The following is a 19,671-nucleotide window of genomic DNA, read 5'->3' as shown; positions in this document are numbered from 1 at the left end:
CATTTGAAAGGCTTTTGTTTGTGGGGATTTAAAAAACTATTCAGTTTCGGCATAGGCTTCTATCGGAGCACAATTGCAGATTAAATTACGATCTCCATACGCATCATCAACTCTTCTCACGGCAGGCCAAAATTTGTTATCTGAAATATAAGGTAAAGGAAAAGCTGCCTTTTGCCTACTATAAGGAAATTCCCATTCATCACCTGTTACCATTTCCAACGTATGTGGAGCATTTTTTAACACATTATTTTCAGGGCTTTTAGCCGCTATATCAATTTCATCGCGAATAGCATTCATTGCATCACAGAACCTGTCCAATTCTGCTAGACTTTCACTTTCGGTTGGTTCTATCATAACTGTGCCCGCAACTGGAAAAGAAACCGTTGGAGCATGAAAGCCATAATCCATTAGACGTTTGGCGATATCGGTTACTTCGACTCCATGCTGTTTAAAAGATCTACAATCTATTATCATCTCATGTGCAGCCCTGCCATTTTCACCAGTATATAGCACATTATATTTTCCGCTCAATCTTTCTTTGATATAATTAGCGTTGAGTATGGCAATTTTTGTCGAGTTTGTAAGTCCTTTTTCCCCTAACATTTTAATGTAGGCATACGAAATAAGGCATACCAAAGAACTTCCCCATGGGGCTGCTGAAATGGCTGAAATAGCTTTATTGCCACCAGTTTCAATAACAGGGTTTCCCGGAAGAAAAGGAGCCAATTGTTTAGCAACACAAATTGGTCCTACTCCGGGGCCTCCGCCACCATGTGGTATGGCAAATGTTTTATGTAGATTCAAGTGGCAAACATCTGCACCAATAGTTGCCGGATTGGTCAACCCAACTTGGGCGTTCATATTGGCACCATCCATATAGACTTGACCACCATTGTCGTGAATTACCTTGGTTATGTATTTTATAGAAGATTCAAAAACGCCATGGGTAGATGGATAGGTAACCATTAATGCCGCTAAATTATTAGCGTGTAATGTGGCTTTTTCCTCTAAATCAACAACATCAATATTTCCGTGTTCATCAGTTTTTGTTACAACAACTTTCATTCCTGCCATCACGGCGGAAGCAGGATTAGTACCATGTGCAGAAGCTGGAATAAGGCAAATATTGCGATGCCCTTCATTTCTAGAATCGTGATAGGCACGAATCAACATAAGTCCTGCAAATTCACCTTGAGCTCCAGAATTGGGCTGTAATGAAGTGCCTGCAAAGCCCGTAATTGTGGTAAGGTCATTTTCAAGTTCTTTAAGAACTGTTTGATATCCTTCAGCCTGATCAATGGGAACAAAAGGGTGCATATTTCCCCAATGGGCCGAACTTAATGGTAGCATTTGTGTAGCGGCATTCAACTTCATGGTACATGAACCCAACGAAATCATGGAGTGGTTCAATGCCAAATCCTTTCGTTCTAATTTCTTGATGTAACGCATCAATTCTGTCTCAGAATGAAACGAGCTGAAAACTTCATTCTCCATAAAGGAGGAGGTTCTTTTTAGTTTGTGATCAATTTCATTTAAACCAGACAAACCTTGGACTTCTACCGAATTAACATCCAATGATTCTGCAAAAATATTTATGATAAGTTGAATATCAGACTTAGAGACGGTCTCATTTAGGGATATTGAAACTGTGTTTCCATCGATATATAAAAGATTGATTTCTTTGTCCTCAGCTAAGGGTCGAACTTTAGAGGAATTTGCTTTTACGGTTATTGTATCGAAAAAAGAAGAATTTATCTGTTCTATCCCTATTTTTTTCAACGCATTTGAAAGAGCTACAGTTGATGAATGCACTTTCTCAGCAATATATTTTAATCCTTTTGGACCGTGATAAACGGCGTACATACCGGCCATTACGGCCAACAATACTTGTGCAGTACATATATTGGAAGTTGCTTTATCTCTTTTAATATGTTGCTCTCTTGTTTGAAGAGCCATTCGTAGAGCAGACTTACCATCCGTATCTTTGGTAACTCCAATAATGCGTCCGGGAATATTCCTTTTGTAGGCTTCTTTTGTGGCGAAATAAGCAGCATGAGGCCCACCGTAACCAAGTGGAATACCAAATCGTTGCGTGGTGCCTACAACCACATCTGCTCCCATTTCTCCAGGAGGAGTCAACACAACTAAACTTAAGATATCTGCCGCAACGGCAACTTTTATATCATTATCTTTTGCTTTCGCTATAAAAGTACCGTAATCATAAACTTGACCGTGTTTGCCAGGGTACTGAAGTAATGCCCCAAAGAATGTGTTGTCAAAATCAAATTCCTCATGGTTTCCTATGACCAATTCAATTCCTATCGGATTTGATCTGGTTTGTAATAATGATAATGTTTGTGGCAGTATTTCTTCCGACACAAAGAATTTTACCACGTTGTTTTTTTTCTGGGTTCTGCTTCTTACTTCATAAAGCATTGACATGGCCTCCGCGGCGGCAGTACTTTCGTCCAACAACGAGGCATTTGCCAATTCCATTCCGGTAAGGTCGGTAACCATGGTTTGAAAATTCAATAATGCTTCTAAACGTCCTTGTGCAATTTCTGCCTGATAGGGCGTGTAGGCTGTATACCATCCTGGATTTTCCAGAATATTCCTCTTTATTACCGATGGTGTTATACTCTCATGATAACCTAGGCCGATATAGGTCTTGAACAATTTGTTCTTCTTTGAGAGAGCTTCAATATGACTTAGAAATTCATGCTCACTCATGGCATCAGTAAGCTGTAAAGGCTCGGTCAACCTAATATCTGCGGGAATGGTTTCTCCAATTATTTGATCAAGGCTTTTTGCATTGACCGTATCAAGCATATGCTCAAGGTCTTCATCTCTGATACCAATATGTCTTGACGCAAACAAATCTGTTCTCATATTCGAAAATTTTGATGGGCAAACTTAGGAATTAATTCCATTAAAATAGTGAGATTATTGATGTGTGCCAGTGAAAGTTTTTAACCAAAATCAAAGGTTATAAACAGTTTGGTTACATTTACTTGGTGAAGCTACTAAAACAGCTATTTGATTTTTATCTCAACGCCAGTGTACATGTTGCTTTGGGGGTGTATTGTTTATTAAAGATTACCGCACTGTTGAATGATGTTAAATTGGATGTTCACCTTAGTTTTTTTGTCTTTTTCGGAACTATTTCCTGCTATAATTTTGTAAAATACGGCGTGGAGGCAAAGAAGTATATTTTAACAAGTAACACGTACCATCAGTTGATTCAAGTTTTTAGCCTGATTTCCTTGGCAATTAGTTTGTACCATTTGTTCTTTTTGACACTAGACTCTTTGTACATCTTGAGTATTTTGCTTTTACTTGCGGGGTTTTATGCTTTACCAATACTACCAAGGGCCAAGAACCTTCGTAGTTTAGGAGGATTAAAGATATTTATGGTGGCTCTGATTTGGGGTGGTATGACTGTGCTACTACCAACAATAGAGGCAGGGTATGACCTTAGATGGGATGAGTGGATATTATTGATCCAACGAATTATTTTAGTACTTATACTGCTATTGCCATTTGAAATTCGTGATTTGGCTTACGACAGTCCTGAATTAAGGACAATACCCCAGAGAATAGGTGTCGCTAGGACAAAACTATTTGGTTATTGCTTAATCCCGTTAATGTTTTTATTGATTTTTATGCAAGACTTCCTGACATTAATTGATGTGGCGTCTAATGCAGTTTTATGTTTTATTTTGGGAACTATGATTTTTTTTACGAAAAGGAATCAATCCAAGTACTTTTCTTCTTTTTGGGTCGAAGGTATACCGCTGTTATGGCTATTAGTGGTATTAGCTTTAAAAAACTTTATTTAAAGCTTTTTTGCAAGTTCTTTTTTCATTTCTACCTTTTCTTTTTCGGGTATACTATGTAGAGGGGCTTTATCGCATAGTGAGGTAAGTTCGGAATTCTTTTTGGAAAACTTAGAACAGGTTTTACAAATTAAAATGTGAAACATTAATTTAATCTTCTCTATAAAGGTAGCCTCTTTATACTGCTTTTTATTACAGATTATTGCAGCTTCGTCACAAGAAATCATATTTTAAACCAATTTTGATTCAGGCATCCCATTAAAGCCGCCCTGGCTCTATGGATCATCACCCAAAGATTAGACGGATTTATGCCAAGTTCTTTACAAATATCTTCTGTGCTCATACCCTGAACAGTTTTCATTGAAAAGACAAGCGATTGCTTTTTCGGTAATTTAGAAATGCATTCTTGAATCGCTAACCCCAATTCTTCATTTTCAATTTTATCATTTTCCAAAATACTTAGCGGGTCGGCTACCTGCTCCTCTAACCAGTCTCCATCAGATTCACTGTGCGAACTGTATTTCATTCGCACTTCTGCTTTTCCTTTTTTGGAATTGATTTTTCTATAATGATCAATTACCTTTCTTTTAAGAATAGCTATTAACCAAGTTCTTTCCGCCGCCGTACCTTTATAGTTCTTTGCCGATTTTAGTCCTGCAAAAAATGTTTCTTGCACCAGGTCCTTAGCAAGTTCAGCATCGCTTACGCGAGCAACTGCAAAGTTGAAAAGGTAATCTGCATATTGATCTACCCAAGTTTCCGGATGTAATTGATGCGTTTCCATGTATTTCGTAACTCCTTTCAAAAGTAATGGATTTTTTTATTACTGATATTGTTTATTTTTGAGACAAATAATCTAAGGATGAGAAAATATATAATACTCCCGTTACTCTTGTTATTCGCTGTTGGATGTTCCCAAATTAAGGAAAAACATATCACAGAAGTCTCACAAGAGGAACTTGATAAGGTTGTTTTAGTTGATGTTAGAACACCAAAGGAATATAGCCAAGGGCATTTGGAAAATTCAATACTTATAGATTGGATGGGTGATAGTTTTGTTGAAGAATTTGAAAAAATAGATAAAGAAAAGACTGTTTATTTATATTGCCGAAGTGGTCGACGCAGCGCCGATGCTACAAAATATTTAGATTCAATGGGTTATAAGAATGTATTTAACCTCACGGGCGGTTATATTGCTTGGGCTGAAAAAAGCAAATGAAACTTTAGTCCACTTCTGAAATCAATCCTGCCCTTTCCAATAAATACTCAACTTTGGGTTCTTCTCCACGAAAACGTTTATAAAGAACCATTGGTTTTTCTGTACCTCCTTTTGACAGCACATTTTCTTTGAATTTAGTGGCAACTTCCTTGTTGAAAATTCCTTTTTTCTTGAAATAAGCAAAGGCATCAGCATCTAAGACTTCGGCCCATTTGTAACTATAATATCCTGAGGAATATCCCCCTTGAAAAATATGGGAAAAAGCAACACTCATACAAGTTTCTTTGGTCTTTGGGTATAGATTTGTTCCTTCAAAAGCTTTTGTTTCATGTTCTTTTACATTGGTTATTTTTGATGGATCTGCTCCGTGCCAACTCATGTCCAAAAGTCCAAAACTCAATTGTCGTAAAGTGGCCATTCCCTCCTGAAAAGTGGCCGATTCTTTTATTTTTTGCACCAATTCCATCGGAATTACCGCACCAGTTTCGTAGTGGGTGGCAAAAAGTTCAAGTGCTTCTTTTTCGTAGCACCAGTTTTCCATTACTTGACTGGGTAATTCCACAAAATCCCAAAATACAGAAGTACCAGATAGACTTGGGTAGGTGGTATTCGCCAAAATACCGTGCAATCCGTGTCCAAATTCATGGAAAAGAGTAGTCACTTCGTTGAAAGTCAGTAATGATGGTTTGCTTGATGTTGAGGGTGTAAAATTGCATACATTGGAAATATGCGGTCTAACATTCACTCCATTTTCAATGTATTGGGATTTAAATGATGTCATCCATGCACCTCCACGCTTGCCTGCTCTAGGGTGAAAATCGGCATAAAAAAGAGAAATGAAGTTTTCATCTTTATCGGTAACTCTGTAAGTCATTACCTCTTTATGATATTTGTCAATATCAAAAACCTCCTCGAATTTAAGTCCGAATAGCTTTTCTGCTACTTCGAAAACGCCTGAAATTACATTTTCAAGTTTAAAATATGGTTTTAACTTTTCATCATCAAGATTGAACAACTTTTGTTTAAGTTTTTCAGAATAGTAAGCACCGTCCCATTTTTGTAGTTGATCGATTCCATCCAATTCTTTTGCAAAATCTTCCAATTGTTTAAATTCTTGTTCTGCAGCTGGTTTAGCTTTCCCCAGTAATTCATTCAAGAATTCATGTACCTTTTCGGGGGTTTCCGCCATACGTTCCTCTAAAACAAAATGGGCATGGGTGTCATAGCCTAACAACGTTGCTCTTTCATGTCGAAAGTTGGCTATTTTGAGTACATTTCCTTGATTGTCCAATTCATCGTTATGGAATCCTTTACTGCCAAAAGCCAAAGAAAGTTTTTTACGCAAATCCCTGTTTTTGGCATATTTCATAAAGGGTATATAGCTGGGGTAATCCAAAGTAACCAACCAACCTTCTTTGTTTTTTGATTTTGCCAATTGGGCAGCAGCCTCAATCTCACCATTTGGCAAACCTTTTAGCTGTGATTTATCGGTAAGGTGCATTTCGTATTTATTGGTCTCGGCTAGAACATTCTCTCCAAATTTTAATTTTAACTTAGAAAGTTCAGCATCTATTTCACGTAAACGCTTCTTTTTGACCTCAGATAAATTTGCCCCGTTTCTGCTAAAACTCTTGTATTTTTTATCAAGTAAGGTGCCCTGTTCAACCGTAAGTTTAAGCTCACTTTTCTGGTCGTATACAGCTTTGACCTTATTGAATAAATCTTCATTTAGCGTAATATCGTTGCTGAATTCTGATAACAATGGCGAAACCTCCTGAGCGATTTTTTGAATTTGCTCGTTGGTTTCAGCGGAATTTAAGTTGAAGAAAACACTGGATATTCGGTCTAACTGTTGTCCTGTAAATTCAAGGGCCTCAATAGTATTTTCAAAAGTAGGGACGGATGAATTATTTACAATAGCATCAATTTCTGCTCGAGCATCTTCCATAGCTTGAAGAAAGGCAGGTTTAAAATGCTCATTTTTTATTTTGGAAAAAGGTGCGGCGTCGAAAGGTTGAAGAAGTGGGTTCATTTTGTTGTTGATATGTTTGTTTGCAGGTTAGTTTTTCCGAGGTAATTAACAGAAAAACTAATTGCTATTTCTTATTGTTTACAGATTTCGCACCATCAATTACCTTCTGTTTTAAGCCCTCTTTATAAAGAATAATCTTATCTAGCACACATTTATCAGCACTTCCAATAATTTGAGCGGCAAGAATACCTGCATTTTTCGCTCCGTCTAGGGCAACAGTGGCTACAGGAACTCCACCGGGCATTTGAAGTATAGATAGTACAGAATCCCAACCATCTATTGAGTTGCTACTTTTAACGGGCACCCCAATTACGGGGAGAGGGGACATTGAAGCTACCATGCCAGGAAGATGTGCGGCACCACCAGCACCAGCAATAATAACCGAGTAACCACTTGTATGTGCATTCTTACTAAAGTCAAAAAGTTTTTCAGGTGTTCGATGGGCAGATACAATATCTACATCCACTTCAATATCAAACCCTTTAAGAATGTCTATAGCTTCCTGCATTACTGGCAGGTCGCTGGTGCTTCCCATTACTACGGCTACTTTGCTCATATTTTTTATTTGCTGATTACTTTGATCGTTTCCTTCACTTGTTGGGCAACTTTTCTTGCTTCTTCAATGTTTTCATTCACAATGGTGACATGTCCCATTTTTCTATAAGGCCTCGTTTGTTTCTTTCCATAAATGTGTGGAGTAACACCGTCCATCTTTAAAATTGCCTCCATATTTTCATAGACCACATCACCGGTATGATTTTCTGCGCCCACCAAATTCACCATGATTCCTGCAACTTTACTGTCGGTTTTTCCTAGCGGTAAATCTAAAATGGAACGAATATGCTGTTCAAATTGGTTGGTATAACTTGCCTCAATACTATAATGTCCACTATTGTGAGGTCTTGGAGCTACCTCATTTACCAAAATTTCATCTTCTTCGGTTTGGAACATCTCAACTGCTAACAGACCAACATGTTTTATTTGGTTTGATACTTCCAATGCTATTTTTCTAGCTTTTTGGGCTACTTTATCATCGATTCTAGCGGGACAGATAACGTATTCTACTTGATTGGCCTCAGGATGAAATTCCATTTCAACAACAGGATAGGTAACAATATCACCACTTACATTACGGGCAACAATTACGGCCAGTTCATTTTTAAATGGAATCATATCCTCGGTAATACATTCGCCTTGTGGCAAACCTTCTAAATCCTCAATTTTCCGTATTATTTTAACCCCTTGCCCGTCATACCCAAATTGAGCACTTTTCCATACAAAGGGAAATTCCAAACTACCATGTTCAATACTATCCTTTATCTCACTTGCATAGGCGAACCTAGAGAAAGGTGCTGTAGGAATATTGTTGTCAACATAAAACAACTTCTGTTTGGCTTTGTTTTGAATTATTCGAAGGGCAGAAGTAGGTGGGTACACTTTGATACCCTCACTTTCCAGCTTTTCAAGCGCTTCGGTATTTACATTTTCAATTTCAATGGTAAGAACATCCATTTTTCTTCCAAAATTGTAGACCGCATCAAAATCCAACAAATCCCCAATAACGAATTCGTTACAGGCAATTTTACAGGGAGCTTCTTTAGAAGCGTCCATTACGCAGGTGTGAATGTCGAATTTACGGGTTTCGTACAACATCATTTTACCTAATTGACCACCACCTAAAATCCCTAATTTAAATTCAGAAGAAAAGTAATCCATGTGCTTTTTATGCCGTTATTCGTAATTGTTTCTTGGATAATTTCAACAAAAATACACCGAATTCTTAAAACTCATGGACTGTCATTTAAAAAGAGAAATCAAAATGGTATCTTTGCCGTCTTATTAAGATTTGACCATTGATAAAACTTCACGATAAATATTTTAAGCCGTTCATAAGCGAGGAACAGATTCTTGCCGCAGTCAAATCGATTGCAGCGAAAATTGCAGCCGATTATAAGGACGAGATTCCCGTATTTGTTGGAGTTTTGAATGGCTCTTTTATGTTCGTTGCTGATTTTCTGAAAGAATATGAACACCCATGTGAGGTTTCATTTGTAAAACTTAGTTCGTACCAAGGGCTTACTTCCACAGGAATTGTTGAGACCTTGTTAGATCCGCCTGATAATATAGAAGGTAGGAGTGTTATTATTTTAGAAGATATTATTGATTCTGGGCGTACCCTAAAAGAATTGATACATCTTTTCAACAATACCAATGTTAAAGAGTACAAAATCGCGAGCTTATTTTATAAATCTGAGGTTTACAACGGCGAGTATACAATAGATTATGTGGGCATTGATATACCTGATAAGTTTATTGTCGGATATGGACTTGATTACAATGAATTGGGCCGCAACCTAAGAGAAGTTTACCAATTAAACCAAAAACATATGATTAATCTAGTTCTTTTCGGCAAACCAGGTGCTGGAAAAGGTACACAGGCAGAATTTTTAAAGGACAAATACAACTTAAAACACATTTCTACCGGTGATGTTTTTAGATATAACATTAAAAACGGAACTGAGCTGGGAGTTTTGGCCAAATCATATATGGACCAAGGGGATTTGGTACCTGATGAAGTAACGATTAAAATGTTACAGGATGAGGTTGAAAAGAATCCTGATGCAAGTGGTTTTATTTTTGATGGATTTCCTAGAACCGTGGCGCAGGCTGAAGCCCTGGACAGGTTTCTTGTATCAAAAGAAATGAAGATTGATGCTACCTTGGCACTTGATGCCGATGATGAAGTATTGATTCAGCGCTTGTTGGAAAGAGGTAAGGTCAGTGGTCGTTCCGATGATCAGGATGAATCTAAAATCAGGAATCGTTTTGAGGAATACAACCAAAAGACAGCACCTTTACAGGTTTACTATGAAGCGCAGGGTAAATATCATGCCGTAAATGGTATAGGTGCCATAGAGGACATTACCCGTCGTCTGGGCAAAGTGATTGAGGAGCTTTAAATCATTATAGTTCCTAAATAGTCGGAGTTTAAACTTCCAAACACAATGTATTCCTGCATTCACGGGAATGTCAAACAGTTAATTTATGACCGAAGGCAACTTTGTAGATTATGTGAAAATTCATGCCAGCTCTGGAAATGGAGGTAAAGGGTCTGTTCATTTACATAGAGAAAAGTACATAACCAAAGGTGGGCCAGATGGTGGTGATGGTGGTCGTGGAGGCCACGTAATTGTTCGTGGGAATAAAAACTTATGGACTTTGGTTAGCTACAAGTTCAAAAGACATTTTAAAGCTGGGCATGGTGGACATGGTAGTAAGAACAGAAGTTCAGGAGCCGATGGTGAGGATGTTTATATGGATGTTCCTTTAGGAACCGTTTTTAAAGATTCTGAAACCAACGAAGTTCTTTTTGAGATTACAGAAGTGGGTGAGGAAATTATTTTGGTTGAAGGAGGAATGGGAGGCCGAGGAAATTGGCATTTTAAAACCTCTACAAACCAAACACCTAGATATGCCCAACCTGGTGTTGAGGGAAAAGAGATAGATGTTGTCCTTGAACTTAAGGTATTGGCCGATGTGGGTCTTGTTGGCTTCCCCAATGCTGGTAAATCAACATTATTGTCAGTGATTACTTCAGCAAAACCTAAAATTGCCGACTACGAATTCACTACTCTAAAGCCTAATTTGGGAATTGTTCAACATCGTGATTTTCAAAGTTTTGTGATGGCCGATATTCCTGGAATCATTGAAGGGGCGGCAGAGGGCAAAGGCTTGGGACACTATTTCTTAAGGCATATAGAACGCAACGCAAGCCTGTTGTTTTTGATTCCTGCCGATAGTAACGACATCAGTAAGGAATATGAAATTCTATTGGATGAACTTCGTAGATACAATCCAGAACTTTTGGACAAGGAGCGATTGGTGGCCATTTCAAAAAGTGATATGCTCGATGAAGAGTTGATGGATGAAATGAGAATTGAATTGGACAAAGACCTTAAGGATGTACCTTATATGTTTATTTCCTCAGTTTCGCAGTATGGTATCCAAGAATTAAAGGACAAACTCTGGGCGCAGTTGAACGATTAACACACTTCATTTAATAAATTCGTGCTATTTTTCTTTAAATTTATGTAAATCGTTGTGTATGAAAAGCATAGGTTACATAATTATAGCGCTATTATTCATGTCCTGCCACGTAGTTCGGGTACAAACTGATTATGAAAAGAAGACCGATTTTTCAAACTATTCCACATACAATTACTACGATGACCTAGAAACTGGCCTAAGTGTACTAGATGAAAAAAGATTGATTAAGGTGTTGGATGCTGCAATGCAGGTTCATGGTCTGCTACTCTCCGAAGAACCTGATTTTTTGATTAATATACAAAGCGGAGTTTTTCAAACAGCTAGAAACAATACTGTAGGGCTCGGAGTAGGAGGTTCTGGAAGAAATGTTGGGGGAGGTGTTTCGGTAGGAATACCAATTGGTGCTTCAAAAGTTCAACGAGAAATCCAATTTGATTTTGTTGATAGTCAAAAAGAAATGTTATTTTGGCAAGCTATAAGTAATAGCAGTTTTAATGAAAACAGTACTCCTGTAGAGCGAGAAAGAAAATTGCAGGAAATTGTTGAAAAGGTATTGTCGAAGTATCCTCCTAAATCTAGAAAATAAAAATGTGGTTTCAATCTTAAAATCAAAACCACATTCTAATTCAATTCTCTGAATTATCCGTTAAGTAGACTTTTGTATTTGTCTTTATAACCGAATAATACTACAATGTTCAGTATTATTAGTATTGCAGCACCCATAATATTGGAAGGGTCTAGAGTTGCGTGAAATAAAAACGCGTTAATAGATACACTCATTAAGATTATAGCCATTAAAGCACCATATTTGTTAAACAGTAAAGCCAAGCCGGCCAAAACCTCTACTGCGCCTACTAAAATTGTTGTTTTGGCATTTGCTAGGCCACCCATATAGCCCATTGCAGCTTCGCTCATGCCACTGTGATCCATAGGAACAAAGTGGAAAAACTTATCAAGCCCAAAAACCAGTACGAAAAGGCCAAGAAGTATTCTCAGCACCATAAAAACTTTTGCATTCATATTACATTGGTTTAGTTGTTAATATTCTAAATATAAGAATTTATAAACTTTTTGTCGAAATGCAATTATTTTACTTTCAGTTGGTTATATGTTTTGTTATTCGATTTCTATTCTGATTCCCTCACTATGGCTACTAAATTCAGGAGCGTACATACTTTGAATTGTGGTAATACCATTACTAAAATCACCAGCATTATTCACGCGTAAGTCGTATTCAAAAACAAATACACCTTTGGGTAAATAGTCAAAAAAGAAATTGGTGCTGGCGTCTTTAGTGCTTTCATAATAACCAAGTCCGTCTTGCCATTTGTACCTTGAAAGTACATTGACTGGTTCAAGCCCAGAAGCACGCATATCTTTCATATGAACAAACTCCATAGGTCTATCTGCTCTTAACTCTATACGAATACGAATCAAATCACCAACCTTAAGTTTTGTTTCATCATTGATTTCCTTGATTTCTTCCCCTGTGTCTGTGTACTGTTTTAAGAACAACTTTTTCTTTAGTTTCAGAGGTGTTTCGGCAGAAGTTATTTTGTCCAGATCCTCAAAATATTGCCAATACATTGCTCCCCAGGCGATTCCGTTTCCTTTTTTGGTTAACTGCACTTCGGCTTGTTGAGGTTCGATTTCTTTTTTGCTCCAAGAAGTTTTATAATAGCCCGTTCCGGCTTCAACCTTTACATCTTCTAATTTGGACGGTTCAATCTTTTCTCCACCAACCAAGACATCGACAGCATCAGTGACTGAAAGCCAATCATTGCCTTGTAAGAGCAAAGCATAGATTGCCTCTGTGGTGGCTTTAGTAGTTTTCCACTGATTGGTCTGTTTGTTCTTTAACAGCCATATTTTGAGGTTGTCTATTGTCGTATTATCATTTTCGATTTCAGCGAACGCCTCAATCATCAATGCCTGTGTTTCGATGGGTGCCTGGTGCCAAAACCAGGAGTTTGTATTTGCTTTCCAGTACATGCCCATTTCCTCTGAAACAATACTATTTTCTTTGAGTGAGCGAAGTATCTTTTTTGAGGTTTTTTCATCTTTAGCTCTGTGTAATACCAGGGCAAGTACTCCCTTGGCATATAAACTTCTCTTGGTCCAGTACTTTTTAGTCTGTCCCTCATAATATGCTGTAATTTCATTGACTTTTTTAGACTTTTTGATTTCCTGAAAGAAACTACGCATATACAGATAATGCATCTGTGTATAGCTTAAATGATCATCATTAAGGTTTGTTGCATGTTTTTTCATGTGATTGTATTCCTCAACAAATTCCTTATCCAAATAGGCTATTGCCTTGATAATCATTTCGTTGTGACCTTTGTGATTAGCCGATTCTACATTAAGCTTATTCAAGTGCCCAACTCCGGTAACAATATGTTGAGTTATAAAGCGGTTGGCACGTCCCCCTTTAAACCAAGCCCAAGCCCCAGAAGACATTTGGTTCTGGTTCAATTTGTTCAGTGCGTTGGCCTGCTCATTCTTCATTTTATTCAGGTTGAATAATAAAGCAATGCGTTTTTTCTGTTCGGTTTCAGATTGTGCATCCCGTAACCAAGGTGTTTCCTGTATAAGAAGTGATTTTAGTTCTTGATTCTTTTCCAGATTGCTCAATAGGGCGTCTGAATTTGCCCATTGGTTAAATACTTCCTGAATTCTCGGATTACTGTTTGCAATATGACTCGCCAAAGTGTTTGCATAATATCTTGAGAATATCTGTTCATTGCAATCATGGGGATACTCCATTAGATAGGGCAACGCTTGAACAGCATACCATACAGGATTGGAGGTGATTTCCAAGGTAAGTTTATGGTGCTTCAAAGTTGTTGAAGTGTTGTCTTTCAATTTATCCAAAACAAAAGTTTTGGTTTGGTTGCTGCGAACCCACATGGGCAATGTTTCGGTCACCAACATTCGATTTGTTAAAACGGGTAGAACGTTTTGTTCACCATCACTAAAATCACCCGCTTTAGCAATTACCTTGTATTGTACAGCCTGAATATCAGCTGGTACTTTCAATTGCCATGATACCTGTGTATTGCCAAGTGAATCTACTTGGAATGACTGCCGTCCGGATGAAGCCATTCCATCTTTTGGGTCTTTGGTGTCAGCAATCAAAAGATTTTGTGAAATGATTTTGCCAGTTACGACATTGGTCAACTCCAACTGAGCAATCCCTGAAAGGGATTTATCAGTTAAGTTTGCAATTTTGGTGCTGATAACGATTTTATCACCTTCCCTTAAAAAACGTGGAGCATTTGGTGTGACCATCAATTCTTTTTGGGTAACGGTTTCCAAAGTGGTCATTGCACTTTGCAATGTTTTGGTATGCGCCAAAAGCTGTAATTTCCATTTGGTCAATGCTTCTGGTGTTGTAAAACTGAAAGATACATTACCTTCTTTATCAGTTTGCAGTTGTGGAAAGAAAAAGGCTGTTTCCTGCAAGTTTTTTCGTATTTGTACATCGCCTAAATCTTCCTCTTTTTGACTTTCTTCTTTTGCTTTTTCAAGGACATTGACTCCGGCCACATTGCCTTCCATATCGGTTTCGGTAATCACTACTTCATCTAAGTTGGCACTGTCTTCCATTACCTCCATAGCCATTGGTGCAGCACTTTTCATCATTCTTCTTTCTTTATAGAGTCCATAGCCATATCCAAAATGCAATCCAAACCAATCAAACGAATCAAAATACTGCGGTTTATAAATGCTTAGGTAGGTATAATCAATATGTACTCTAAAAGAAGTATTACCAAAACTTTGGCTGGCGTTACTATAGAAATTAGAGTAGTACGTTTGTCTTTGTATTGGATAAAAATTCCAATAATGACCTCTGAATGTATCTAAAGAAGCGTCATACATGCTCGCCAAAAGCTCAGCGGCAACCTTATCTCCCTTGGTACCTTTTATTTTGAAGTTCCAAGTTTCGTCAGCTCCCGGCTTTAATTTATCCCTAAAAGTGAGTGTCTCTATTTCCAAGTCGGTATATGGATAGGGAACTGCAATTGGTAATGAGTTGGATCTAAATGAATTATATGCAGAAAAAGTATAGTTGACTGCGAAGCCACCCAAATCATCAATAGTAACAGGAATTGTGAGGTTCTTTGAATTATTGTTCAAGTGAACTACTTGTGTGTCAATGATTTTACGGTCTTTCTCGATGCTTAAGGTGACATTTAAATTTTCAGCACTGGAAAGTAAAGTTAGTTCAACTTTATCACCTGTATTGTAGCTGTTCTTATTGGTTTTGATATCGAATAATTGATTGTCCGCCAAAGTTTTGTCCTTTTCACTATACAAGGTCATAGGTGCCATATCTTTCACTGGTTGACCAAATTTATCTTTCGATTCAAGTTCAATGATGTATTTACCTGAAGTCCACTTTTTAATGTTTTCAAGTATTATTTCCGTTGAGGAGGCAGTATCAAAAGATTTTTTCAAAACCATTTGCCCCTTTTGCCATTTGGAAGAATTGTGTTCATTCTTAAAGGCGTCATGAGGAAATAGTTTTTTAAACTCAGTTTTGGTGAACCCCTCGTAATCTGGTGCTTCCCAAGGTCGTTTTCTCAATACGTTCTGAGGAGCTACGGATTTATAAATTTTAACCGTTCCTTTGGCAGGAACAAATTGGCCGTTTAGGTTTTGGGTATTAATGGTAACCTTGTTGTCTTTTTTGTTTTTTTCCAAAGAACCATTTACAGAAATATTTGCCGTCAAGGCATGGTAACCAACTCTAACGGTTGTAGTTGTGCTATGGGTTTCCCCATTTAAATCGGTAACATCAGCGGTTACTTCATAATTGAAAATAGGGAGATTTTCCCTTTTGGTTGAATTATCAGGAATTGCCTTGAATTTAATCTCATATTTGCCTGAACCATCGGTTAAAGTTTCCCCATGGGCAATCTCCTGTGGCGTTTCATTGAAATAGGGACGATACCAAAAAAACCATCTTGGGTAGTTTACTATTCGCTTAACCCTATACGTAACTTTTGCATCTGTAATGGCGCTGCCAGCATAGGCCGTAGCTTTTCCATCGACAAGAATCGAATCATTGACCTTAAACGTTTCGGTTATTGGGTCGAATGAGGTCTCAAATTTTGGTCGTTTGTATTCCTCAACTGAAAAATCAACGGTTCCATTGAGATTAATTTCTTTTGAACTGACGCTTAGGGAATAATTACCTGTTATCCCATTGTTTGGTAGAATGAATTCTCCTGTGAACGAACCAAATTCATTGGTGGTTAATTCCTGTTGCTTAACCTCTTGATAGTTTGCGTCCCTTAGTTCAACCCTTACTTTTGTTCCTGCTTGTACTGAGGTGTTTTCATTTTCAGTTTTGACCACTATGCCTTTAAAGTATAAGGATTGACCGGGCCTATAAATACTTCGGTCTGTAAACAAAAAGGGATTGTAGGTTATCTTATGAAGAATTCTGTTATTTCTTTTTTTGTTTATGTAATAGGCGCCAAAATAAGCGGTATCATCTTTTGCCGTAATGGTGGTAGTGACACTTGTCCATCTTTTATTGGATAGCGGGATTTTTACCAAACCGTTCGCATCGGTTGTAAAGGATTTACTTAAGAAATCCCGATCATAATCTTCTTTGAACGAAATTTTTAATTTCGCATTTTTTTTAGGCGCACCATTGTTTCTGTCAATCACCTGGAAAATATGGTGGGTTCGCGAATTGGTCTCGACCAATGCCAAATTGGTTATCTGAATGTTGGTGTAGGCAAACGAGTTACTTTTTGCTTTGGGAGTAGCAAGAATAATATATTGTCCATTTTCCAATTCTGGAAGCAGTACTTCGGTACTATGATTTTGATAATCGCTCTCATTTTTTAGATTGGCCTCCCAAGTTTTAGCCACTTTTAGTTTGTTGATAAATGCCAGCTTTTTGGATTCGGGATAAAGCCTGTCTAATTTTTGTAGATCTTCTTTTACAAGGTGGTAAGCGGTCAAAATCAAGTTACTATGGTTTTTATAATTGACCAGTAGACGGGAAGGTTTGTTGATTGGAATAAACTGTTCAGCCCTTAGCTGTAAAGACTTTTCAAGAATATTTGAAGTAAGATCTTTTGATTTTTGAGCTGCTTTACTTTTAGGATACTCCTTTATAATTGCTGAACAAAGTTCAAGTGCTTCTTTTTGATACCATTGATTTTCGGTGTTGGTCTTTGGATTAAATCCCATTCCCAATTGATTCTTGAGAGAAGCAATTTCATAATGGTAAAGGGCGTATGTTTTATTTTTTGATGCAGCCTGTTCTGAATTTTTAAGGACTTCTGTGAAGAGCATATCCTTGTTGTTGAAAACAGCATTTAGGTGTACAAACTTCAACCTCTCAATATCAACTTCCACCAAGGCTTCAATGTTGTTATTTTTTATATGGAAATCTGTAAGCTTATGAAATAGTTCGAGTGCTTTTGCCTGTAAAGATGTAGTGTCAGATAAATCAATTTTCTGTTCAATAAAATCGCCGTATTCACATATTAAATCAGGGTCCGATATTTCAAATTTATTAGCAGGGCGTGTAATGTTGTTTTCACTGGTCTTATAAAAGTCCAATGCTGTATGTGCCAATAAATCATAAAGTGTGGGTCTGTACAATTTAGAACCCTTTTGACGTTGCAATACCACCCTAATATCATCAACCTTTATTTCCTGTAGCTTTTTTGGGTTGGACAATGAGTTTTGAAAATGAAGATTTGTTTCCTCAAAAAGCGTAGTTAAGTCCCAGGTTCTAAAATCAACACTGTCAACCTTTGCCTCGGTTTTAGTGCGATTGTAAAATTTGTATCTGTTTTGTTGAAAATATTGCCAATAAAGATTGGCCAAATAACTCTCCAATACATTTTTGGTGGGTACTTCGGCTTTGGCTATTTCATCCTTAAAATCGCTTATGATATTCAGTTGGGCATTTTCCTCTAAAGTCAAGGCATATTTTGATGTATATAAGAGAGACTTGACTATTTGAACAGAATTATTCTCCTTTTTTGCTTTTACTGAGATTTTCCCAACAGCCTCCAAGGCCGATTTGGTCAACGCCTCTTTCTCTAATTTTTCAACATTTTTCCATAGAGCATCATAAGAATCGTTGTTTTTTTGGGAATGTGCCATATTGGAAAATAGAATTATAGTGAGTATGAGTGTTAAGTGTTTCATAGTTATAAAATTACGTAACAAAGATTTACAAAACCTATGCCATAGGCAACAATAATGGAGTGAAAGGAACGATTGACTTAGAGAACTCTCGTTTAGAAGTTTGGATTAACCCTCTGTCGGGAAAAGTGTTTACAATGATTTTAGCAATCCACCATCTATCGGTATTTGGGTTCCAGTAATATAGGAAGCCTGTTCAGAGGCCAAAAAAGTTGCCAAATAACCATACTCCTTAGGGTCACCGATTCGCTTCATTGGAACCTGTTTTTCCATTGATTTTCTTACCTCATCTACCGAAATCTCCAATTGTTTGGCTTTAATGGTGTTTAGGTCATTGATTCGTTCTGTATCGAAATAACCAGTTAATACGCTATTGACCGTAATATTGTGTTGAGCAACATCTGTGGCCAAAGTTTTTGCCCATGTAACCAAGGCGGCCCTTATAGAATTAGACAAAGCTAAGTAAGACAAAGGTTCTTTTACTGAAATAGAGGCAACATTAATGATTCTTCCCCATTGATTCTGAGTCATTTGTTGAAGTGCTAGTTGCGTGGTAAATACAATACTTTTGAATAAAAGATCGAACGCTTCTTGATAGTCGTGAACTTTTATATCCATTGCTCCTCCAGCTTTGGGACCTTGGGTATTATTGATTAAAATATCAACGTGATTAGTATCAAAAAAACTAGAAATCGTTTTTTTATAGGCTTCAAGGTCATTGAAATCAACCAATAGATAACTATGTTTTTGATCCTCCGAGGTTGGCAAGTTTGAGATAATCGTTTTAAGCTTTTCTTCGTTTCTCGCCATTAGAATAACACTGGCACCACTTTTTGCCAATTGCTCGGCAATGGCTTTGCCTATACCCTTGCTACTTCCGCCTATTAGGGCTTTTTTCCCTTTGAGTGATATGTTCATTTCTTATTCGTTGAAATCTATTCGATGATGGTTTTTTGCCAGCCCTTTAATGAACGGACAAAGCATTTATTTATACTCCTCTCTTGTGGGGCTAAAAACATCCATGAGTTTGCATGGCGTCAGGGCCTTTCCACTATGTGGAACCTCCGGGTCAATTACCACAAGATCTCCAGGAGTATAAACCTTGGTGATTCCGTTTAAAGTGAATTCAAATTGCCCCTCCAGAACTTGCATAACCTGTTCGTTCATATGGAAGTGTTCAGGGACTTTAGCTCCTTGCTCAACTTCCCAAAAAGCTAAACTCATATACTTGGTATGAATGAGTTTCCCATGATAACCAGGCATTATTTCCTTCGTGGCGATTTCCTCTAATTTCAAATGCATTTGTTGTAATTTAAAATACTAAGATAAAAATATTCAGTCGGGGAATAAATGGT

General features: G+C 37.5%; 14 protein-coding genes. 5 read left to right on the top strand and 9 right to left on the bottom strand.

The window, feature by feature from the left end:
- Positions 1-36 precede the first annotated feature (36 nt).
- Positions 37-2,889, bottom strand: a complete 2,853-nt coding sequence (gene gcvP, locus FB2170_RS03975; protein WP_013305227.1) for an aminomethyl-transferring glycine dehydrogenase — start codon at positions 2,887-2,889, stop codon at positions 37-39.
- Positions 2,890-3,014: 125 nt separating this feature from the next.
- On the opposite strand from gcvP, the gene FB2170_RS03970 reads away from it, so the two are divergent.
- A complete protein-coding gene (locus tag FB2170_RS03970) occupies positions 3,015-3,839 on the top strand; it encodes a hypothetical protein (RefSeq protein ID WP_041633028.1) in 825 nt (274 codons plus the stop codon).
- A gap of 220 nt (positions 3,840-4,059) precedes the next feature.
- On the opposite strand, the gene FB2170_RS03960 is transcribed toward FB2170_RS03970, so the two are convergent.
- Entirely contained in the window at positions 4,060-4,620 is a 561-nt protein-coding gene (locus tag FB2170_RS03960) for a sigma-70 family RNA polymerase sigma factor (RefSeq protein WP_013305224.1), read from the bottom strand.
- Positions 4,621-4,698: 78 nt separating this feature from the next.
- Here FB2170_RS03960 and FB2170_RS03955 point away from each other — a divergent pair, with 78 nt between their 5' ends.
- Positions 4,699-5,055 carry a rhodanese-like domain-containing protein gene (locus tag FB2170_RS03955; RefSeq protein ID WP_013305223.1) on the top strand — a complete coding sequence of 119 codons (357 nt, stop codon included), beginning with the start codon at positions 4,699-4,701 and terminating at the stop codon, positions 5,053-5,055.
- 4 nt (positions 5,056-5,059) lie between these two features.
- Here the strand turns inward: FB2170_RS03955 and FB2170_RS03950 are convergent, their stop codons facing one another.
- From FB2170_RS03950 to FB2170_RS03940, 3 genes are all read right to left on the bottom strand, one after another.
- Complete coding sequence (locus tag FB2170_RS03950) at positions 5,060-7,087, bottom strand: M3 family metallopeptidase (protein WP_013305222.1); 2,028 nt, start codon at positions 7,085-7,087, stop codon at positions 5,060-5,062.
- A gap of 64 nt (positions 7,088-7,151) precedes the next feature.
- Entirely contained in the window at positions 7,152-7,643 is a 492-nt protein-coding gene (purE, locus tag FB2170_RS03945) for a 5-(carboxyamino)imidazole ribonucleotide mutase (protein ID WP_013305221.1), read from the bottom strand.
- Between the two features lie 5 nt (positions 7,644-7,648).
- On the bottom strand, positions 7,649-8,803 hold the full coding sequence (locus tag FB2170_RS03940; RefSeq protein WP_013305220.1) for a 5-(carboxyamino)imidazole ribonucleotide synthase: 1,155 nt from the start codon (positions 8,801-8,803) through the stop codon (positions 7,649-7,651).
- A 137-nt stretch (positions 8,804-8,940) separates the two neighbouring features.
- Here FB2170_RS03940 and FB2170_RS17160 point away from each other — a divergent pair, with 137 nt between their 5' ends.
- From FB2170_RS17160 to FB2170_RS03925, 3 genes are all read left to right on the top strand, one after another.
- Complete coding sequence (locus FB2170_RS17160) at positions 8,941-10,047, top strand: adenylate kinase (protein ID WP_013305219.1); 1,107 nt, start codon at positions 8,941-8,943, stop codon at positions 10,045-10,047.
- An 85-nt stretch (positions 10,048-10,132) separates the two neighbouring features.
- Positions 10,133-11,134 (top strand): GTPase ObgE, encoded by a 1,002-nt coding sequence (obgE, locus tag FB2170_RS03930; RefSeq protein WP_013305218.1) that lies wholly within the window; start codon positions 10,133-10,135, stop codon positions 11,132-11,134.
- A gap of 58 nt (positions 11,135-11,192) precedes the next feature.
- Complete coding sequence (locus FB2170_RS03925; RefSeq protein WP_041632667.1) at positions 11,193-11,720, top strand: DUF4136 domain-containing protein; 528 nt, start codon at positions 11,193-11,195, stop codon at positions 11,718-11,720.
- A 53-nt stretch (positions 11,721-11,773) separates the two neighbouring features.
- Here FB2170_RS03925 and FB2170_RS03920 read toward each other — a convergent pair whose 3' ends face one another.
- From FB2170_RS03920 to FB2170_RS03905, 4 genes are all read right to left on the bottom strand, one after another.
- Positions 11,774-12,154: a DoxX family membrane protein gene (locus FB2170_RS03920; protein WP_013305216.1), complete on the bottom strand. Its 381-nt coding sequence runs from the start codon at positions 12,152-12,154 to the stop codon at positions 11,774-11,776.
- A 96-nt stretch (positions 12,155-12,250) separates the two neighbouring features.
- A complete protein-coding gene (locus FB2170_RS03915; protein WP_041632666.1) occupies positions 12,251-18,319 on the bottom strand; it encodes an alpha-2-macroglobulin family protein in 6,069 nt (2,022 codons plus the stop codon).
- 129 nt (positions 18,320-18,448) lie between these two features.
- Complete coding sequence (locus FB2170_RS03910) at positions 18,449-19,234, bottom strand: SDR family oxidoreductase (protein WP_013305214.1); 786 nt, start codon at positions 19,232-19,234, stop codon at positions 18,449-18,451.
- Between the two features lie 66 nt (positions 19,235-19,300).
- Positions 19,301-19,618, bottom strand: coding sequence for a cupin domain-containing protein (locus FB2170_RS03905; RefSeq protein WP_013305213.1), 318 nt, complete (start codon positions 19,616-19,618; stop codon positions 19,301-19,303).
- Positions 19,619-19,671: the final 53 nt, after the last annotated feature.

This window comes from Maribacter sp. HTCC2170 (genome assembly GCF_000153165.2).
GTDB lineage: Bacteria > Bacteroidota > Bacteroidia > Flavobacteriales > Flavobacteriaceae > Maribacter_A.
The sequence above is the reverse complement of the archived record's forward strand: the minus strand, read 5'-3'. Positions and strand labels throughout refer to the sequence as shown.